The organism is Atribacteraceae bacterium (genome assembly GCA_035477455.1).
Lineage (GTDB): Bacteria > Atribacterota > Atribacteria > Atribacterales > Atribacteraceae > DATIKP01.
Genome location: DATIKP010000019.1, coordinates 15,000 through 34,138 on the forward strand (window position 1 = coordinate 15,000; position 19,139 = coordinate 34,138).

At 49.2% G+C, this 19,139-nt stretch carries 14 protein-coding genes and 3 tRNA genes; 14 read left to right on the forward strand and 3 right to left on the reverse strand.

The window, feature by feature from the left end; all coding sequences use genetic code 11:
• The first annotated feature begins 16 nt into the window (after positions 1–16).
• The 13 genes from VLH40_00905 (at position 17) to VLH40_00965 (ending at position 13,549) form a co-directional block, all read left to right on the forward strand.
• Entirely contained in the window at positions 17–1,267 is a 1,251-nt protein-coding gene (locus VLH40_00905; GenBank protein HSV30569.1) for a DegT/DnrJ/EryC1/StrS family aminotransferase, read from the forward strand.
• 151 nt (positions 1,268–1,418) lie between these two features.
• Positions 1,419–1,988 carry an HDIG domain-containing protein gene (locus VLH40_00910; GenBank protein ID HSV30570.1) on the forward strand — a complete coding sequence of 190 codons (570 nt, stop codon included), beginning with the start codon at positions 1,419–1,421 and terminating at the stop codon, positions 1,986–1,988.
• 23 nt (positions 1,989–2,011) lie between these two features.
• Entirely contained in the window at positions 2,012–4,603 is a 2,592-nt protein-coding gene (locus VLH40_00915) for a cation-translocating P-type ATPase (protein HSV30571.1), read from the forward strand.
• 314 nt (positions 4,604–4,917) lie between these two features.
• The gene (locus VLH40_00920; protein ID HSV30572.1) at positions 4,918–5,832 is read left to right on the forward strand and encodes an acetylxylan esterase; all 915 of its coding nucleotides are present in this window, start codon (positions 4,918–4,920) and stop codon (positions 5,830–5,832) included.
• Between the two features lie 484 nt (positions 5,833–6,316).
• Positions 6,317–7,177: a PAC2 family protein gene (locus VLH40_00925; protein HSV30573.1), complete on the forward strand. Its 861-nt coding sequence runs from the start codon at positions 6,317–6,319 to the stop codon at positions 7,175–7,177.
• 256 nt (positions 7,178–7,433) lie between these two features.
• Entirely contained in the window at positions 7,434–9,869 is a 2,436-nt protein-coding gene (locus tag VLH40_00930; GenBank protein HSV30574.1) for a DUF3536 domain-containing protein, read from the forward strand.
• Positions 9,870–10,521: 652 nt separating this feature from the next.
• Positions 10,522–11,769 (forward strand): Glu/Leu/Phe/Val dehydrogenase, encoded by a 1,248-nt coding sequence (locus tag VLH40_00935; GenBank protein HSV30575.1) that lies wholly within the window; start codon positions 10,522–10,524, stop codon positions 11,767–11,769.
• Positions 11,770–11,866: 97 nt separating this feature from the next.
• Positions 11,867–12,268, forward strand: a complete 402-nt coding sequence (locus tag VLH40_00940; protein HSV30576.1) for a metallopeptidase family protein — start codon at positions 11,867–11,869, stop codon at positions 12,266–12,268.
• Between the two features lie 21 nt (positions 12,269–12,289).
• Complete coding sequence (locus VLH40_00945; GenBank protein HSV30577.1) at positions 12,290–12,784, forward strand: HD domain-containing protein; 495 nt, start codon at positions 12,290–12,292, stop codon at positions 12,782–12,784.
• A 67-nt stretch (positions 12,785–12,851) separates the two neighbouring features.
• Positions 12,852–13,034, forward strand: coding sequence for a ferredoxin (locus VLH40_00950; protein HSV30578.1), 183 nt, complete (start codon positions 12,852–12,854; stop codon positions 13,032–13,034).
• Between the two features lie 122 nt (positions 13,035–13,156).
• Positions 13,157–13,233, forward strand: a tRNA-Glu gene (locus tag VLH40_00955).
• Between the two features lie 124 nt (positions 13,234–13,357).
• Positions 13,358–13,433: transfer RNA gene (locus VLH40_00960), tRNA-Thr, on the forward strand.
• A gap of 40 nt (positions 13,434–13,473) precedes the next feature.
• Positions 13,474–13,549: transfer RNA gene (locus tag VLH40_00965), tRNA-Lys, on the forward strand.
• A 136-nt stretch (positions 13,550–13,685) separates the two neighbouring features.
• Here VLH40_00965 and VLH40_00970 read toward each other — a convergent pair.
• The gene (locus VLH40_00970; GenBank protein ID HSV30579.1) at positions 13,686–14,162 is read right to left on the reverse strand and encodes a GNAT family N-acetyltransferase; all 477 of its coding nucleotides are present in this window, start codon (positions 14,160–14,162) and stop codon (positions 13,686–13,688) included.
• A 346-nt stretch (positions 14,163–14,508) separates the two neighbouring features.
• Between VLH40_00970 and VLH40_00975 the strand changes: the two genes are divergently transcribed.
• The gene (locus tag VLH40_00975; protein ID HSV30580.1) at positions 14,509–16,332 is read left to right on the forward strand and encodes a serine hydrolase; all 1,824 of its coding nucleotides are present in this window, start codon (positions 14,509–14,511) and stop codon (positions 16,330–16,332) included.
• Positions 16,333–16,527: 195 nt separating this feature from the next.
• Here VLH40_00975 and VLH40_00980 read toward each other — a convergent pair whose 3' ends face one another.
• The gene (locus VLH40_00980) at positions 16,528–18,735 is read right to left on the reverse strand and encodes a cellulose biosynthesis cyclic di-GMP-binding regulatory protein BcsB (GenBank protein ID HSV30581.1); all 2,208 of its coding nucleotides are present in this window, start codon (positions 18,733–18,735) and stop codon (positions 16,528–16,530) included.
• A gap of 207 nt (positions 18,736–18,942) precedes the next feature.
• On the reverse strand, positions 18,943–19,139 hold a 197-nt coding region (locus tag VLH40_00985; GenBank protein ID HSV30582.1), incomplete at its 5' end, for an HD domain-containing phosphohydrolase.

Sequence of the window (19,139 nt, forward strand, 5' to 3'; positions counted from 1 at the left end):
CGAAGGAGGCCAAATCATGGATAACAGAGCAAGTTTTGGTGGTCCAGGATCATACCTGATCGGGGAAGAAGAAAAGAAGGAATTAATGGAAGTCATCGAATCCGGCTACCTGTTCCGCTACGGAGCGACCGACGATCCGCGCTTCAAAAAGAAAGTCGTCACCCTGGAACAAGAATTCGCCAAGCTTATCGGAGTGCGCTACGCCGTTGCGGTCAACAGTGGAACCAGTGCCCTGTTGACCGGTCTTGCCGCTTTGGGGATCGGTCCCGGAGACGAGGTGATCGTACCCGGCTACACCTTTATTGCCTCCCTCTCCAGCATCATCATGGCCCGGGCTATTCCTACCCTTGCTGAAATCGATGAATCGTTGACTCTCGATCCGGCCGATGTCGAGCGGAAAATCACCGACAAAACCCGGGCGATCATGGTCGTGCACATGCTGGGAAATCCCTGTCGAATGGATGAGATCATGGAGATAGCCCGGGCCCGAAATATCCTGGTGATCGAAGATTGCGCACAGGCTGCCGGAGCCTCCTATCGAGGCAACAGAGTGGGAAGCATTGGCGATATCGGTGCTTTTTCTTTGAACGTATACAAGACGATCACCGCCGGAGACGGGGGAATGGTGGTAACCGATGATTTTGGTTGGTATGAAAGGGCGTTCGGATTTCACGATCAGGGGCACAAGCCGCTGCGCACCGGTGTGGAAATCGGCCAACGAAGCATTGTCGGTCTTGACTTCCGCATGAATGAGCTGACCGGAGCGGTTGCCCTGGCCCAGCTTCGGAAATTGGATCATATTCTCGCCATTCTTCGGTACAAAAAGAAAAAACTCAAGGACGCGCTTACCGGAATTTCCGGCATAGGTTTTCGGACCATCAATGACGAGGAAGGGGAATGCGCAACCCTTCTCACCCTTATTTTCCCGGACCGTAAGACCGCCGATGCCTTTGGGGATAGAGTGGGGACCAAGACGATTGCCCACTCCGGGTGGCATGTCTACAACAATATGGAACAAATTCTGAATAAACAAACCGTTACCCAATTTTCCTGTCCCTATGCTTGTCCGCAATATGGCAAATCCGTCGAATACCATGCCCACATGCTACCCCAAACCGATGATATTTTGAACCGTTCCATCAACGTGAGTGTTGGAGTAGTGGATAAGGGATTAGGATCCGGTTTCGGAATCAATGTCACCTCGAGCGATCAGGAAATCGAGGTAGTAGCCGAACGTATTACTTCGGTTATGAAGGAAATCGGTTGATCGTTCGACTTCACAAGGGAGTCAATCGGTCACTACCTGGCGGCAGCAAGCATGAAAATCGAGGAGGGAGTGGAAGGCGTAAGGCTTTTCACTCTTGTCTTCTTATACGCTTCTACCATCTATTTACAGAGGAGAGGAGAGGAGGCAATTGGTGAATACACGAAAACCTGAACGTGAGGATGCCCTATCCCTTTTGAAGGAATTCACCACTGATCGATCTCTCATCAACCACGCTCTTGCCGTCGAGGCGGTAATGAGATATATAGCCAGAAAACACGGAGAAGACGAGGAAAAGTGGGGGGTTGTCGGCCTTATACATGACCTCGATTACGAAAATTATCCGAACCGCCACTGTCAAAAAACCCAGGAGATTTTGGAAGAGCGGAATTGGCCGGCGGAATACATCCGGGCCGCTGTCTCTCATGGATGGGGTCTGTGCTCGGAAATAAAGCCGGAGACTCTGCTGGAGAAAACTCTCTATGCCATTGATGAGCTGACCGGCTTGGTCGCCGCCTGCGCCTTGGTGCGTCCTTCAAAAAGCGTCTTGGATCTTGAGGCGAAGTCTGTACTAAAAAAATGGAAACAAAAAGGATTTGCTTCAGGGGTGAACCGTGACGTGATCCAGAAAGGAACCGCGATGCTTGGAATTGAGCCGGCTGAATTGACCGAAGAGGTCATAATGGGCATGCGGGAGGTTTCTTTGGAGATTGGTCTGGGATAGAGACAGAATAGGAGCGTGACAGGATGTGGGATTTCCACTGTCTGACAACCGAAGATACGATGAAGGTTTTGGCCGTCAGCGATCAGGGGCTCAGTAACCGAGAGGTTGTTCAGAGGCGAGAAAAATACGGAATGAATGAATTGTTGGAAACTGTAAAAGAGAGCGTTTTGCAGACATTCTTGAATCAGTTTAAAGATTTGTTGGTGCTGATCCTTTTGGCTGCAGCTGTTATTTCCGCTTTTTTAGGTAAATTCGATAGTGCTGTTGTGATAATCATTGTTGTGTTGCTGAACGCCACGCTGGGCACTTTGCAACATGTAAAAGCGGAACACGCACTGCAAGGTCTGAAGAAGCTCTCAGAACCTGTCGCGGAAGTACTGCGGGACGACAAAAGATTTGAAATAGCCTCTCGTGAGCTTGTTCCCGGCGATATCCTGTATCTGGATGCCGGGGACTATGTCAGTGCGGATAGCCGTATCCTGGAATCCCATAGTCTGCAGGTTAATGAAAGTTCACTAACGGGGGAATCGATCAGTGTTTCGAAGGTTACCGAGCCCATCCAACAGGCTGATGTGGCCATCGGCGATAGAAAGAATATGGTTTTTTCGGGAAGCTATGTCACATATGGACGAGCGGTTGTAGTTGTAACCCAGATTGGTATGAATACGGAAATCGGAAAAGTAGCGCATCTGCTGGAGACGGCCCAGGAGAATAAAACTCCTCTGCAGGTAAGCCTCGAAGAGTTTGGCCGAAAGCTGGCTATAGTTGTCTTAGCCATTTCTGCTCTGGTATTTGGACTTAATCTCTTTCACGGCAGAGAACTGATCACCTCGTTTTTATTTGCGGTTTCCCTGGCGGTAGCGGCAATACCGGAAGCACTCAGTTCCATCGTGACCATTGTTTTGGCCTTGGGAACACAAAGGATGGCCAAGAAGAATGCCATCGTCAGAAAACTGTATGCCATCGAAAGCCTTGGCTGTATCACGGTTATCTGTTCCGATAAAACGGGCACGTTGACACAGAATAAAATGACCGTCAGGAAAGCTTATGTTGACGAGACTGTACTGGAGTCCACAAAGTTAAACCCGGATAAAGAGTTGGAAAAGAAGCTGGTGCTTATAGCCTTGCTTTGTAACGATGCGGTTACTTTTGAACAAAAGGAAATGGGTGACCCAACAGAAGTGGCCCTCGTTAATTTGGGTGAGATGTATGGCCTTGATGAACTGGCTATACGGAAAGAGTATCCACATGTCGGGGAAATTCCCTTTGATTCCAACCGAAAACTCATGAGTACCGTGAATCGGGTCAAGGATAAAACATTTCTGATTACCAAGGGGGCAGTGGATACGATGCTGTCCAGAATTAAAAGGATTGATACGTCTGATGGCGTGAAATTGCTTACCCAAGATCATGTGGATGAAATCAAGCGGAACAACAGTGAATTTGCTGAAAACGGCCTGCGCGTTTTGGCTTTCGCTTTTAAAGAGGTGTCGGAAGAAACCATCCGTTTTGAAGATGAAACGGATTTGACTTTTATCGGACTGATAGCCATGATGGATCCGCCAAGGCCTGAAACTGCCGGGGCGGTGGCCAGCTGTATCCAAGCCGGGATTCGACCGGTTATGATCACGGGTGATCACAAAACCACCGCTTCCACAATTGCACGACAAATTGGTATCCTCACTGGCGAATTTGGTGCGATGGAAGGTTCTGAACTGGAAAAGTTAACCAATGAAGAGCTTCAGAAACGAGTAACTGATATTTCTGTTTTCGCCCGGGTATCCCCGGAACATAAAATCCGGATAGTCGGAGCCTGGCAACAAAGGGGCGATGTGATAGCCATGACCGGTGACGGGGTAAACGATGCCCCGGCACTGAAACAAGCGGATATCGGCATTGCCATGGGCATAACCGGGACAGAGGTAGCAAAAGAAGCCGCGGTCATGGTTCTGGCCGATGATAATTTCTCTACTATTGTGGACGTCATTTCAACTGGACGCAGTATCTTCGCCAACATCAAAAACGCCATTAAATTTCTGCTGGGAGGGAACACCGCCGGTATTTTGTCCGTACTTTATGCTTCACTCCTGGGCCTGCCTGTACCGTTTACCCCCATCCACCTCCTTTTTATCAATCTGATTACCGACAGCTTGCCGGCTATTGCCATCGGGCTCGAACCTCATAACCCGCTTCTAATGCAGGAAAAGCCGCGCAATATCAAGGTTCCTATTCTCAATAAAAAATTTGCAACGGAAATTATCAGCGAAGGACTGTTGATTGCCTTGAGTACCATGACCGCATTCCACCTTGGACTCGCCGGTGGCAACCCTCATATTGCCAGCACAATGGCTTTTGCCACCTTGTCTCTGTCTCGGCTGATACACGGCTTTAATTCCCGTTCCAAGACATCCATTTTTAAAATAGGGGTTTTTACGAACCGCATCCTCTGGGTTGCCATACTTCTCGGTTATCTTCTGTTACGGGTGGTACTGACCTTTCCTCCTGCCATGCAAATCTTTGAAGTGGCCCCTCGGCTGCCCATCAGCATACGATGGTACTTGTGCTTTCTTTCATTCCGCTGGTGGTCATCCAAACGTTTAAACTATTCTTCGTAAAGCTGCAAAGGTAGCTCGTTTAAAAGAACCGGGAAATCTTGGGCGTCAGGGTCTAAAATGTCTAAAACATTGATTTGCCGTCTAAAAATATCTTATTGATCCGAATCAAGCTAAAAAATGTTAGGGGAGCCAACCTGTCGGTGGCCGCCGGTTTCGAGCGTGAAAATGAATATCGGATTCAGTTTACAAGACATGGTTTACTCCTGTTGGGACAAAACTAAATAAGCCGGATCTGGAATCCCAAAGCTGCTGCCTGCTGAAGTGGAGAAGTATTGAAGACCGGCATAGAACGATATTGAAAGAGGGTGGTTTGCTTGTCGAGCCAGGAAAAAGAAAATTCTCGCCAGGAATTACTGGGCTTGCTGGGAGATCTGCCTCCCCACGACCGTCCGGTTTCCTGTGACTACGTTGCCGTCGATGATCGCCCGAAATTCCGGATCGAAAGATTGCTTCTTGAGCTCAACGGGATTGAACCGGTTCCGGCTTATTTTATGACTCCCACCGTAAAACAGTCGAAACTACCGGCCATCCTGTATAACCATGCCCATGGCTTTGAATATCATATCGGAAAAGAAGAGATTATCCAAGGAAGGACCTTTTTGCAGAATCCGCCTTATGGGGAAGTTCTTTGCAGTCAGGGTTACGCCGTTTTATGCATCGACCATTGGGGTTTCGGTGAACGGCAGGGCCGCACCGAAATGGAAATTTTCAAAACGATGCTCTGGGAAGGAAAAGTGATGTGGGGGATGATGGTCTATGACAGCCTTCGGGCGTTAGACTATCTTGTCTCTCGTCCGGAGGTGGATGGTGAACGGGTGGGAACTCTGGGAATATCCATGGGAAGCACCATGGGTTGGTGGATCTCCGCCCTCGATGATCGCATCAAAGCGTGCGTGGATCTGTGTTGTCTTACCGATTTTCAAGCGTTGATCGCAACCCGGGGTCTCGACGGCCATGGAATATATTACTATGTTCCCCGTTTACTGAAACATTTTACGACCACTCGGATAAACGCTTTGATCGCCCCCCGGCCTCATCTCAGCCTGGCTGGGTTGTACGATCCACTTACCCCCGTTGCCGGTCTTGACCGGATCAATCAGGACCTGCAGGAGATTTATCGCAGGGAGGGCGCCCCCGAAGCCTGGCGGTTGATTCAGTCCCATACCGGACATTTCGAAACCGCAGCCATGAGAAGCGAGGTACTGGCCTTCCTGAAACGGTGGCTATAACCTTTATTCTTTTAAAGCACCGAACGTCAGACCTCTGACCAAAATTGTTGTTCTTTCATATTAACCGTTGAAACGGGAGACCACGACTGTTAATATCCAGAAATTCCCTCCCGTCATAACGCTTGCGAAAATCAAATCGTTTCGGGAAAAGACGAAATTAAGAATAACTAATGCAAATAACTGAGGCATCAGACGAAATAAAACATCGGCAGCATCAGTGGCTGATCAGAGCGTTGCAACCAAAACCGGCCTTTTCCCAACGTGATCAGGTCGGCTTTTATTGCCTGGTGCCTCCTGACCCCGGTAAAACATTGGTCTCTCGATTTCGGTGTTCTGGAATAACTGCCGATGATCCGGGAGAGTGAAAACGCTTGTCACTGCATCGTCAAGGAGAATGGTACAATAGAGTGAGCTTCTCGTCCGGGAAGAAGTGTTCCGGGACGGCTTACATACTAAACGTCGATTAATAAGGGGGGCATGAACTGTGGAAGGAGTTCAGTATCTTCATCGTCCAAACCTGAATGAGGCCGGCATGGTCATTGGTTTTTCCGGTTGGATGGACGGAGGAGATGTTTCAACGGGAATGATAAAATACTTAGTGCGAAAACTCCAGACAGAAAAATTTGCCCATATCGATCCGGAAGTGTACTGTGTTTCCAATTTGTCCGGCACCATGGAACAGGTGGCTCAGTATCGACCGTATGTGAGAATCGAGGAAGGTCTGATCAAGGAATTCTTGATGCCGGAAAACATCTTTTATTGTTCAGAAGCGAATAATCTTGTTCTTTTTTCAGGAAAGGAACCAAATCTTCGTTGGAAATCATTCGCTCAGGCTATGTTCGAAGTCGTGGAGATATGCAATGTTCGGCGAATTTATTTTGTCGGGAGTGTCGGGGGCTTGACTCCCCATACCCGGGACCCCCGAGTTTTCTGTTCTCTTTCCGACGAAACATTCAAATATCGTCTGAATGATCTTGACGTACGTTTTTCGGATTACGAGGGCCCTTCCAGTTTTGTCAATCTTTTGAATGTCGAGGCTGCAAAACGGGGGTTGGAGATGATCAATTTTGTCGTAGACATACCTACGTATGTGCAGGCTACCAATCCGCGGGGGATTGCCACGGTGCTCAAGCGAATTGTCCGTTTGCTCGATCTCGATATCAGCCTGGAAGAACTGGTAATTCTGGGGGATGAGTTTCAAAAAAATATTGACAAACTGGTGGCGAAAATGCCTGATTTGCTTGAACAGATAAAAAGGCTTGAAGAAAATTATGACAAGGAAATTTGGGAAGATGATCAGAGCTTTCAGGAATGGCTCAAGCGACACGGTATCGATAAACTTTAAAATGAAGCGAGGCCGGTGCGGGTTGGGGCCTTGTACCAGGGTAGAAGCCGGTGTGAGTTTGTCGTATGGGCTCCTCAGGGAAAGTCACTACAGTGCACTTCGTAATGTCTCGTTATAATGCTGTCCGCTCCGGCTTTTTTTCTGACCGGAAGGTGTTTTTAGGAAGCGGCACCACGCTTCCGGAAACTATCGAAAGGGGTATGGAATTGATCGTTCCAACCCGGAGTTGTGCGGTGTATGAAATGGAGGTATGGAGATGAAGAGGTTTGTCTGCATTCACGGTCATTTTTATCAACCACCCCGTGAGAATCCCTGGCTTGAGGCCATCGAGACACAGGATGCCGCCCACCCCTACCACGATTGGAATGACCGGATAACCACCGAATGCTATGCTCCCAATGCCGCTTCCCGGATCCTGGGTCCGGAGGGCAAGATACAAAACATCGTCAATAATTATTCCCGAATCAGCTTTAATTTCGGGCCTACCCTATTGTCCTGGCTGGAAAAAAATCGACCCGACGTTTATGAAGCGATCCTCAGGGCGGACCGGGAAAGCATGCTTCGGTTTTCCGGTCATGGATCCGCACTGGCGCAAGTCTATAATCATATCATTATGCCCCTCGCCAATCGACGAGACCAGGAAACCCAAGTGATCTGGGGAATCCGTGATTTTATTTCCCGCTTTAAGCGCCCTCCGGAAGGCATGTGGCTCCCGGAAACGGCAGTGAACCTGGCAGTTCTCGAAGTATTGAAACAGCATGATATTCGTTTTACCATTCTTGCTCCCCATCAGGCTTACCGTATTCGACGCCTGGGTGAACAACAGTGGATCCACGTCGGTGATGGTCGCATCAATCCCAAACGACCCTATCTTTGCCGGTTGTCTTCCGGTAAAAATATTGTTCTGTTTTTTTATGATGGACCGATTGCCCATGAAGTCAGTTTTGGAAATATCCTTAATGACGGCGGGGCGTTTGCTGACAGGCTGACCGCCGTTTTCTCGCCCGAGGCAGATACACCCCAACTGGTCCATATCGCTACCGACGGTGAAAGCTACGGCCACCATCACCGGTTTGGAGATATGGCTTTGGCTTACTGTCTTGATCGTATTGAATCGAACAAAAAGGTCGAGTTGACCATCTATGGTGAATATCTCGATCATGTCATTCCACAATATGAAGTGGAAATTTACGAAAACACGTCCTGGAGTTGCGTACACGGCATCGAGCGCTGGCGGGATCATTGCGGCTGCCATTCGGGTTTACACCCGCGGTGGAAACAGCTCTGGAGGAAGCCGTTGCGCAACGCTTTAGAAGCTCTCCATATAAAACTAGCCAATTTGTATGAACAACGGTTAGCCCCCTTGGTTATCGATCCTTGGCATATGCGGAATGAGTATATCGATATCATTCTGGATCGGGAACAGGACAGGATAGAGGCTTTCCTAAGGAAACATCTGAATGGTCATTATAATATGGAAACCGCAGTATTGTCCCTGAAGCTTCTGGAAATGCAGCGCCACTCTCTTTTAATGTTTACCAGCTGTGGGTGGTTTTTCGATGACATAGCCGGTATCGAAAGCAAGCAAATTCTTCTTTTTGCCGCCCGGGCCATCCAGTTAGCCCAGGAATTCGGTGAGCTTGATCTGGAGGAACCGCTCAAGAGAGAACTCGCACAAGCTCCGGGTAATCAGCCGGAATATCTGGACGGACAAGCGGTTTGGAATTCCTTCGTCAAGCCTTCGGTAATTGACCTCCTCAGAGTGGGGGTCCATGTTGCTGTTTCCTCCCTTTTTCAGCCTCCCAACGGGGAAAGGGGAGAAGAAAAACTATACTGTTATCAATACCGGAAAGAGGTATTGACGATGGTGGAATCCGGAAAAGAACAGCTTCTGTTCGGCAAGATCCATATCAGATCTACCTTTACTTGGGAAGAATTGACAGCGTGCTTTGCCATGGTCTACTTTGGAGACTATAACCTGATGGGGGGAGTGCGAAAATACCTGCCTGATGGATGTTCAAAAGAGTTTGCCGATCAATTGAAAGCCGCATTCAACCGGCTCGGTATTCCGGAAATCGTCCGTCTCATGGACGGCCATTTCGGTACCCATCATTACACCTTCCGGCATCTTTTTCGGGACGAGCAGCGACAGATATTGGAACAAGTCATGAGTACGACGCTGGGGAGCGTCGAATCAACTTACCGGCAAATATATGAGCAAAATTATCCCATCATGCAGATAATGAGAGAGTTGCAAATCCCTCTGCCCAAGGCAGTCAGAACGGCCGGGGAATACATTTTAAACCGTGATATGATCAGTGCGCTGGCCCCCGATGTTCTGGATTTTGAGTGGTTGTCCCGCCTGGTGGAAGAAATGAAACAATGGAGCATGGATATTGACCGGGTTACCATAGGTTATGTCGCCGAGAATACGATAAACCGATTGATCGATCAATGGGTGAAAAATCCTGAGGAAACGATAGTCCTTGAAAAACTTGCTCGTCTGGTCGGAATTTTTGAAAAACTTCCGATCGAGCCGGATTTTGGGTATGCTCAAAACCTGTTCTTTCAATATGGCCGGAAAATGTACTCATCTCTAAGCCGCCTGGAAGTATCTGGGGAGGAAAGAAGGCATGTACAGGTTATGTTGTTGCGGAAACTTGCCGAATATCTGCGGGTGAGTGTCTCGTGAGCTGGGGTACTTTTGCTCCTTGCCGTGTACCCAGAAGGCATTACCTTCGGTGAGAGGACCTGAATGATTCCACGGTTGTCCCCTCTATTTGATATATTTGATTTTGCTGCAAAAACTCATTTCAGCAAAGCCCCGTTGCCCTCAGCCCCGCCTCATCTGGCATTTTCTCGCACGCATCAATGACCACGTCCGGTTGCAGTGATGCTGAAAAGGCCGTCCTTGGCCTTTTTGCTGCGGAAATGCGGTGATTTCGGCGGCTGATTCAGGCAGCTCAGGCCCAGGCTTCCTTCGTTCTTTTGCAGCAAAATTACTTATTGCAGTAGAATCATGTTTTATGCCTTGGAAAACCGGATTTTACGACGAGAAAGACAGATGTTATACTCAAAGACAAAATAAGATATTATATCTTCTCAGAATATTTCCCGCCCTTTCGTTGGGAGATCGGCCGAAATGGCGTAATAGTGGAGGTGGTTAGCGAAACCTAACGTCAACAAGATGGCGGTTTTTTCGATCCGTTGGGACACAACGATGGTGTCTTGACGGGATTGCTCAAGGCTCAGTGAAGAGACCTTATGATGTATCTCAAGGGAGAGGACAGGCTCGTCCCAGTGTCGGGATCTTTATTATTACTATTCATAGAGGAGGTCGTTGGGTGGTCGAGCAAAATCCCTTTCAAATGGCACAACAACAGCTTGATGATTGTGCCCGAATTATACGAATGGACGCCGGGGTGCATATGTTGCTCCGGTATCCTAAGAGAGAGATCCATGTTTCTATACCGGTACGGATGGATGATGGAACTCTGAAGGTGTTCCAGGGCTTTCGGGTGCAATACAACGATGTGCGGGGTCCAACTAAAGGAGGAATCCGCTTTCACCCTGAAGAAACAATCGACACGGTGCGGGCTCTGGCGGCTTGGATGACTTGGAAGTGTGCTGTTGTCGATATACCCCTGGGAGGAGCCAAGGGAGGGATCATTTGTGATCCTAAAAAACTTTCCAAGGGTGAATTGGAACGCTTGAGCCGGGGTTATATTCAGGCTATGTGGCCGATGATCGGACCGGATAAAGACATCCCCGCACCTGATGTTTACACCAATCCTCAGGTGATGGCCTGGATGATGGATGAGTATTCCCGTTTTTTTGGGGCGAACCAGTTTGGAGTCATAACTGGAAAGCCACTGGCCATCGGAGGCACGAAGGGCCGGATTGAAGCAACCGCAAGAGGCGGCATGTATGCCCTTGAGGAAGCGGCGGGAGTGTGTGGAATCGACCTTGCTAAAGCCACGATCGCCGTTCAGGGATTCGGGAATGCCGGATATTATGCCACTAAGTTGTGTAAGGAACTATTTGGTTCCCGCATTGTCGCATTAAGTGACAGTTCTGGAGGAATATACAGCGAATTAGGGTTGGTCCCGGAAGCCGTCCTGGAGCATAAACATAAAAACGGTTCAGTCATAGGCTTCCCTGGAACACGGGAAATAACTAATGAAGAAATCCTGGAACTGAATGTTGATGTTTTGATTCCATCTGCCCTGGAAAAAGTGATCCACGAAAACAATGCAGATAAGATCCAGGCCAAGATTATCGCTGAATTGGCCAATGGACCGACTACCCCGGAGGCGGACAGAGTGCTCTATGAAAGAGGGATTCACGTCATCCCCGACTTTCTCTGCAATGCAGGCGGGGTCACTGTCTCATATTTTGAAATGGTTCAGAACTTTTATATGTACTATTGGGAAGAAGCGGAAATAAACCAGAAACTCGGCAGAAAAATGGCGGACGCTTACCATGTCGTGTACAATGCCTCCCGGGAATTCGGTGTGAATATGCGGCAGGCTGCGTATATCGTAGCTGTAAAAAGGGTTGTGGAGGCCATGGAACTACGCGGTTGGATATGACCGCCGACCGGTTCTCGTCGTTATTGACGAGAACCGGTCCGGTTGCCCGACAGGCGTGCGGTTTTCCATATCGAACACGACCGGTCTACCCACAAGGATGGAACAAGAAAAGTTACTATTGAATAAAGCGGTGCTTTCAAAGCTGATCAACGATATCGTAGACGCCCTTCCCGATAAAATCAGGGACAACCTGGTGAATGTCGAATTTTTGATTGAAGAGAGGCCCTCCTTCGATACGATCAGATCGGCCGGCTCCAGTCAACTTCTCGGTCTTTACCATGGGATACCACTGAATAAGAGGGGTCGTGGATACACCTTTGTTCTTCCCGATCGAATTATCCTTTACCAAAAAAACATCGCCCGGATTTCCCGGACATTTGATGAATGGCGTAACAATGTACGGAAGGTTGTTCTCCACGAAATCGGTCACTATTTCGGATTTAACGAACGCGAGATTCGGGAGTTGATGAACGAATACCCGGAAGAACCGACTGGATAGGATCAAGGAAGAGGTTATTAAATGGAAGATAATGAATATTACTGGAAAGCGGTACATTCTGTCTTTGTCGAAGATCCGTCAATGATTGAACATACTCGGGAAGTCATCGAGCATGCACTAGCGCTTTGTACGGAATTGAACTGTGACGACGTGACGAAAAAAATCGTTTTTCTCTCCGCACTCCTGCATGATATCGGAATCTGTGAAGCCTTCCGTAAACACGGTTCGCGGGAGGGAAAATACCAGCATATCGAAGGACCACCCATAGCCAGGAAAATTCTGGAAGAGGGGAGGGAGGATCCGTCGATTAGCGAACGGGTTATTTACTTGGTAGGCAATCATCATAATTTCGACAACGTGGACGATCTGGACTTCCAAATACTTATTGAGGCGGACATGCTGGTTAACCTTCGCGAAGAAAATCTCACGCCCCGGGAACTTAATGACTTTATCGAACATTTTTTCAAAACTGATTCCGGTAAAAAAAGGGCCAGATCCCTTTATCTCGGCTTTTAAAATCCATGAATTATGCTATAATTCTGTCTGTTTTTCCAAAATGAAAAAATAAGAAGGAGGAGATATCATGGCGGTTAAAATTGATGAAGAACTCTGTATTGGTTGTGAACTTTGCGTGCAAATTTGCCCGGATATGTTCGATATGAACGGTGAAGGCAAGGCAGTTGCCAAAACAGGAGCTGATGAAAGCCTCGATTGCGTCGATGAAGCACTGGACTCCTGTCCTACCAGCGCAATCATCAGGGAGTAATGAAACGAGAAAAACTGTCCAATCGTTCAAACCCCGGTCAGAAATTATTTTTTGTCAAGACTTGCCGAATTCTATGTTTTTCTATACAATAGGCTTTGTTTTTTAAAAGAATAGAGTAATGGGCCCCCATCGTCTAGCTTGGTAAGGACACCGCCCTTTCAAGGCGGCGACAGCGGTTCAAATCCGCTTGGGGGCGCCATTTTTTTATCGGGGTTTTTTAAAGCGGCAATTTTAATATCGTCACAACCAGAGTTGCCAGAAAGATGGATTTGTTGTAAAATCCCGTTGTCGATGGTACAATTCCGTTGCCGTATCGCTAAGGGGCCGGTGTAGCTCAATTGGCAGAGCAGCGGAATCGTAATCCGCAGGTTGTCCGTTCAAGTCGGATCGCCGGCTCCACATAAGATCGGGATAAGTCGATAAGTCGTTCAAATACGGTGGGCCATTAGCTCAGTTGGTAGAGCACCGGACTTTTAATCCGGGTGTCGAAGGTTCGAATCCTTCATGGCTCACCAATGTGGCCTTGTAGGGCGAAATACGGGCCTTTCTCTCGCGCTCATTTTAATGCTCATATAAGGGTGGTCTTGGGACAAGGTAAGTCCTCGGATTTAAAATCGAAATAACTTAATTTGCGATACCGGAAACCTCCGCTCAATGGTGAGCAATAGTGTAGCGCATGATCGGACGAGTTGGCGATCTTCGAGCCACCTCTTCAAAGCCGACTCTGCGAAATACCGTATCCCTTCCGGTGTAAGCGAAGGTATCTGGGTAATTGGCTTTTTGGGAGGCTACCGGATACCCCTCTACGACTTGAGCACCGCGGCTTCCAGCATATTCTACGGCGAATTGCAACAGGCATTCCGAAAGCCCCTGTCGGCGATAAGGTCTAGCGACAAAAAAGCAGACCACGGACCACACCGGTTTATCGTCAACTCTTTTCAGGATACGGGACCGCTCTAAAGTTGGAAAAGCATTCCGCGGTTCCACGGCACACCAGCCTACCGCTTCGCCATGCGCATAAACCAGAAGCCCCGGAATCTCCCCGGCGAAGACTCTCTGCCTGAGCGCTTTTTTATTTTCTTCTCCCTTTCGCTGCTCGAATTGTGATCGAGTCAGCTTCCACCACATACACCAACACCCTCCGCAGGCCCCCCCGTTCCCCGAAAAGCCTTTCCAGATCCGACCACCGATTGGTGGTTAAAGGGAATACCTGTAAGTCATGAAGTGAAAATGATCGAAAAGACATAAACCTCACTCCAATGGGTAATCATATAACGATCTTGGTATTATATCATCTTTGTTTTTTTAAGATTTTTCATCAGACAACCGGTTGATTTCGTCATGTATACTGAAATACAACACTTTTATTTTTACCTTTCTGGTGTACTATAATGTATGTGCGGTATCCATCGATTACCCATGATTGTTTGGCGTTTGTCCAAGATCCCTGCACGTTCAGAAAGGAGAGATCAAAATGGCTCAAATCGAAATGCATAAGAAAAATCGGATTGTTTTAGCCATAACCGGCGTCTTCATTCTCTTTTTATACACTCTATCAGCAATTGCTGCCGTCCCTTCTGAGGATCCCCTGGCTGGTTTCGGAGAGTATGTGGTGGAAACTATGGAAGAATGGAAGGTGCCGGGTGTGGCGGTGGTGATTGTCAATAACGGAGAAGTGGTTTTTCAGGAAGGATTCGGTTTCCGGGATGTGGAAAATGCTCTGCCGGTCACCGAACAGACTATATTTGGTTTGGGTTCGTCTACCAAGGCTTTCACCGCCACGCTTCTCATGTCCTTGGTAGAAAATGGAATTCTTGACCTGGACTGGCCGATACGTCAATACATGCCATTTACCTTGGGCGATCCGTTTACGGCCAGCCTGATAACAGCCAGAGATCTTCTGTCTCATCGCTCGGGACTACCCCGCTTTGATATGACCTTCCTGTTCAATCCGGAGCTCTCACGGGATGAGCTTTTGGATAAACTCCGCTATATGATGCCGGTTCTGGGTCTGCGCACTACCTTCTTTTACTCCAATTACGGTTATGCCGTGGCCGGTATTCTTTATGAGGAGATATCCGGCCAAACTTGGGAAGAGGGGATACGGAGCCGAATTTTCCAATCACTGGGTATGAGCGGTAGCAATCTGAGTGTCGAGGAAATGCTGGCCTCTCCCGATTTTGCACGAGGTTACTACCGGGAAAACAATCAACTGCGGGAGGTCCAGTATCTGGAGCTTAACGCGACGGCTCCGGCTGGCGCGGTCAACGCCGGGGTTGTCGATCTGGCGCGCTGGCTTCTAAGCAACCTAGATCTACCTGGGGAATCGGGCATTACCCCACTACTCGGCTCAGCGAGTCTTCAGTTTATGCAAAGCCCGGTAACCCCCATATTAGGGCGCTTGAGCCCGCATGTTTCCCATCTTAGTTACGGTTTAGGCTGGATGGTCGGGGATTACCGGGGACATTACCATGTGCATCACGATGGAATGGTTCCAGGGTACTCAACCATGGTTTCTCTTTTCCCCGATGAAGGCATCGGAGTTGCCGTTGTGTGCAATCTCAATGGTTCTCCCCTCCCCGTTATCCTGGCAAATGAGGCGTCCGACCGGCTCCTGGGTCTGGATCCGGTAGATTGGAATGCTTTGACCAAAGAGGCACACGAGACCGCGGAGGCACTCCTGAATAACTTATCCGTCCTTGATCCGTTGACCAGGAAAACCGGCACTTCCCCTGCACACGCTCTCGATGACTTCACGGGCATTTTTCAACATCCCCTCTATGGAACGTTCCATATTACCCGCGAAGACGAGCAGTTGACAGCCACCTATCACCGGGCCACCATTCCTCTTGAACACTGGCATTTCGATGTATTTACCGGCTGGGTTGATTACTTTATACCCATGCAGCTTGCCTTCCGGTTCGTGACCGATATTCACGGCAACCTGAACGGACTGGAAGTGGATCTCGATCCGTTTTCCTTCGTCAATCCAATAACCTTCATTCGACAACCCAATCGTGAGCAACCAGACCCAGAAGTATTATCCCGGTTGGCTGGTGAATACCTGGTAATGGGTACCCTGGTTACCATTCAAATCACTGAAGACGAAAAGTTGATTATGACCGTTCCCGATCAGCCTGAGTGGCACCTGGAGCCGCTTGGTAACCTGAGCTTTCGGATCCGGGGGTTGAGTGGATCTGAAGTACAGTTTACCCTCGCTGAAACCGGAATGGAAGAGGATATGATAACTCTGATTCAGCCTCAGGGGACTTTTTCTGGAAAGAGAGTAAAGAGTTGATTTCCATGAAAATCAGCCGTTGCTGGTTGTACGCGATAAGTAAGTACGGGTACCCACCAGCGCTTCAGGACACGTACCGGGCGTTGGTAGACATGAAGAGATTGGGCTTTGAATACGTGGAGGTACCTTAGCATCAGAAACTCTCCCCGTGGCTTGAAGGAGGAGTACCGGGGGCTGGGGATGGCGGGTCTTATCCTACCGCTTACCGGGGGGGGTTAAGCGGAAATACAGGTACAGGCAGAAAATGAGAAGCGCCATGAGAAGGATAATAGAAATCGGAATCCGGATTTTCTGGTGCCAGTTGAACCAGGACAGAACCGGAACGGGCCGCCACCTGGTATCAGCATCGATGGTTAGATCGCTCCATCCTTCCTGGGACAGCAGAATGACATTGCCGGTGAGCGAGCGAAGCGTCTCCGGACCGCGAAAATGTCGGAAAAAGTATTCCATGGCCAGGTCTTCCCGGCCCAGCGTAGTGAGAAAAACGGCCGGTTTATCTCCCTGGCGCTTTACTGCCATAATCGCCAGTGGTTCGTCAGGGGTGACACGGAAACTCGGTTGACTCTCGGGTTGAGAAAAGAAAGTCAAGGAATCATCGGTCGGGAGGACGGGGATCGCTTCTGGAAAGCGGCTGAGATCCGGGCGGATGAACAGAAAATACTCGGGCATGGGGATCGCCTCCATCTTCGGAAAGAGAAGATCGCAGGGAAAGCGGAGTATTCGGAAAAGCCCTTTGCCGTACTCGGTGAGAGAAACAGTCAGCCAGGTCCGCCATTCAGCGAGTCCGTTTTCTGCGCCCGAAATTTCTTCACGAACCCGGCTGGGTATGCGGGCGAGATCCTGCCACAAAGGTCTGAAGCTGGGCCGGTCGAGGAAGGGGAGATGTCCGAACCTGGCCAGCCAATGTTCTTGTGCAAGGAAAAGGTCCATTCCTTCGGCGCTTTCGTGGATTTTGATCAGAATAGGGGTATTGTCCAATTCTCGAAATGTCGAGATGAGTAATGCCGCCGCTTTGAGATCCTTGACCGTGAATTGCTCTGGAAGAACGATGTGGCCCTTACCCCAGAACACCGTGGGAACGTCCATCATGGTCAATGGATCAGGCAAAAGGGTGATCCCCCGGTATTCGAGGAAGGAGTCACCGGACAAGAACGCCTCCAGAGGAATGGCTCCCACCATACAATTCTCTTTCCCCGGAAAATAGGAAAACATCAGTTCCAGCGTGTTTTCCCGTTGTATCAGATGAGCGGGCAATTCCACGATTCGCTGGCTGAGGGGACCGCTGGGGGCGTCAGACAAACGTTCAGTCAGGACGAGCTGGTTGTTGAACCAAATCTTCAGGAAACCGTTACCTCCGAAGGCCGCCAAGGGTTTTTGGACGTTTTTGAACAGATGCAGAAAGAGAGACTCGGGTATGCCTCCCAGGTCCGAAGCCGGGAAATGGAGCTGAGCACTCAAATCCCCGATTCCACGAAAATAAAGGTCACCGGCTCCAAGATCTCGAAAAGTCAGTTGCGGGTGGTACTTGGAAATATCTTCCATCTCCAGAACGACCGTTCCGCTTCGTCCTGTCATCGCAACTCGATAGGGCGACAAGAGTCCCTTCACGCCTTCCGGGGTAAGGTACAGTCGGTTTCCCAGAAGATGGTAGTCCCGCATTGATGGAGATCGGAGATAAATTCGCCGCTTGAGCCGATCTTCCCTCTCTTCAGGTGTCATCTCGTCAAAGAGCAACGTGGTAATCTCCCTGGCCTGGATATTTTCGGGTCTTTTCAGAAAACTCATTAGTTTAATATAAGCTGTTGCGATTTCCCGGTCCCACTCTCCACCCGGTAAGATTATTTCGAGCTCCGTAGTGGGAAACAGCAGAAACTCGTCGATGGAAACCGGGAGATCTCGGATAGCCCCGTTAAACATGAAATGGCTTTTTTTCATGATCATCATCCAAAGGTTGCCGGAAGCCAGGTCTTCACAGGGATTTCGGGAAATGAACAGCGTGGGCCTGATATCAACTTTGATCCACCGTTCGCCCGGGGAAGAGATTAAAAGATCCAAGGGAATGCGAAGGTTGCCGGGCTGCCCGGGGCGAAGCGGGAGGTTTTGCAAAGTCTGGGAAAAGAGAAGATCGTCATTCATAAAGACGGCCAGAGTGGATTCCGGGTGCAGAGCATCAGAAAACCAGACTGTGAGGTTCAAAGCGCTTTGCGTCCAATCGATCCCCGGCAGAACCGGGACAAAAAGGGTGGTTGAAGGGGTCAACCCGGTCAATCTGAGATTTTGTGTGATACCCAGATCCCGGTCAAATCTCCACTCGATTCTTTTCCATTCCTGCGCCGGAGACGATCCGGACAGCGGAAAACACAACAGGAAGAGAAACACGATTCCCCTCCACACTTTATGCATGTTGCTTGTACCTCCAAAATGAGAGGATGAAGGGAGAGGGGGAAGAAGAGAAAAATACTGGTACCACTAACGGCGTGCTCCCCTGGCGTGATTGGAGTTCGTTTGCCTGCTCTCGCCCGCTCCCTGGTCAATATTAGGCTGACTGATGGAAAATAGTTCGATAGAAAAAGTCTACTTCACAACGTTCTTAGGTACAAGTGCACGCAGTTACGTCAGGCAACGGCCCTTAGAGTAATTTTTACACTGATCACCCCCGATTACCTCCCCCACAAACCTCTCCACCAGCGCCGGGTCGAACTGAGTACCGGCACAGCGCCTGAGTTCACCCAGGGCCTCATCCGGGCGCAAGGTCTCCCGGTAGGGGCGGTGATTGGTCATGGCATCGTAAGCATCCACGATGGCGC

What these genes read in the sequence shown, in the direction of transcription:
- VLH40_00980 (HSV30581.1), bottom strand. Translation starts at nt 18,735, where the DNA reads ATGCATAAAGTGTGGAGGGGAATCGTGTTTCTCTTCCTGTTGTGTTTT.
- VLH40_00940 (HSV30576.1), top strand. Translation starts at nt 11,867, where the DNA reads ATGGAACAAGAAAAGTTACTATTGAATAAAGCGGTGCTTTCAAAGCTG.
- VLH40_00930 (HSV30574.1), top strand. Translation starts at nt 7,434, where the DNA reads ATGAAGAGGTTTGTCTGCATTCACGGTCATTTTTATCAACCACCCCGT.
- VLH40_00975 (HSV30580.1), top strand. Translation starts at nt 14,509, where the DNA reads ATGGCTCAAATCGAAATGCATAAGAAAAATCGGATTGTTTTAGCCATA.
- VLH40_00945 (HSV30577.1), top strand. Translation starts at nt 12,290, where the DNA reads ATGGAAGATAATGAATATTACTGGAAAGCGGTACATTCTGTCTTTGTC.
- VLH40_00970 (HSV30579.1), bottom strand. Translation starts at nt 14,162, where the DNA reads ATGTGGTGGAAGCTGACTCGATCACAATTCGAGCAGCGAAAGGGAGAA.
- VLH40_00950 (HSV30578.1), top strand. Translation starts at nt 12,852, where the DNA reads ATGGCGGTTAAAATTGATGAAGAACTCTGTATTGGTTGTGAACTTTGC.
- VLH40_00915 (HSV30571.1), top strand. Translation starts at nt 2,012, where the DNA reads ATGTGGGATTTCCACTGTCTGACAACCGAAGATACGATGAAGGTTTTG.
- VLH40_00905 (HSV30569.1), top strand. Translation starts at nt 17, where the DNA reads ATGGATAACAGAGCAAGTTTTGGTGGTCCAGGATCATACCTGATCGGG.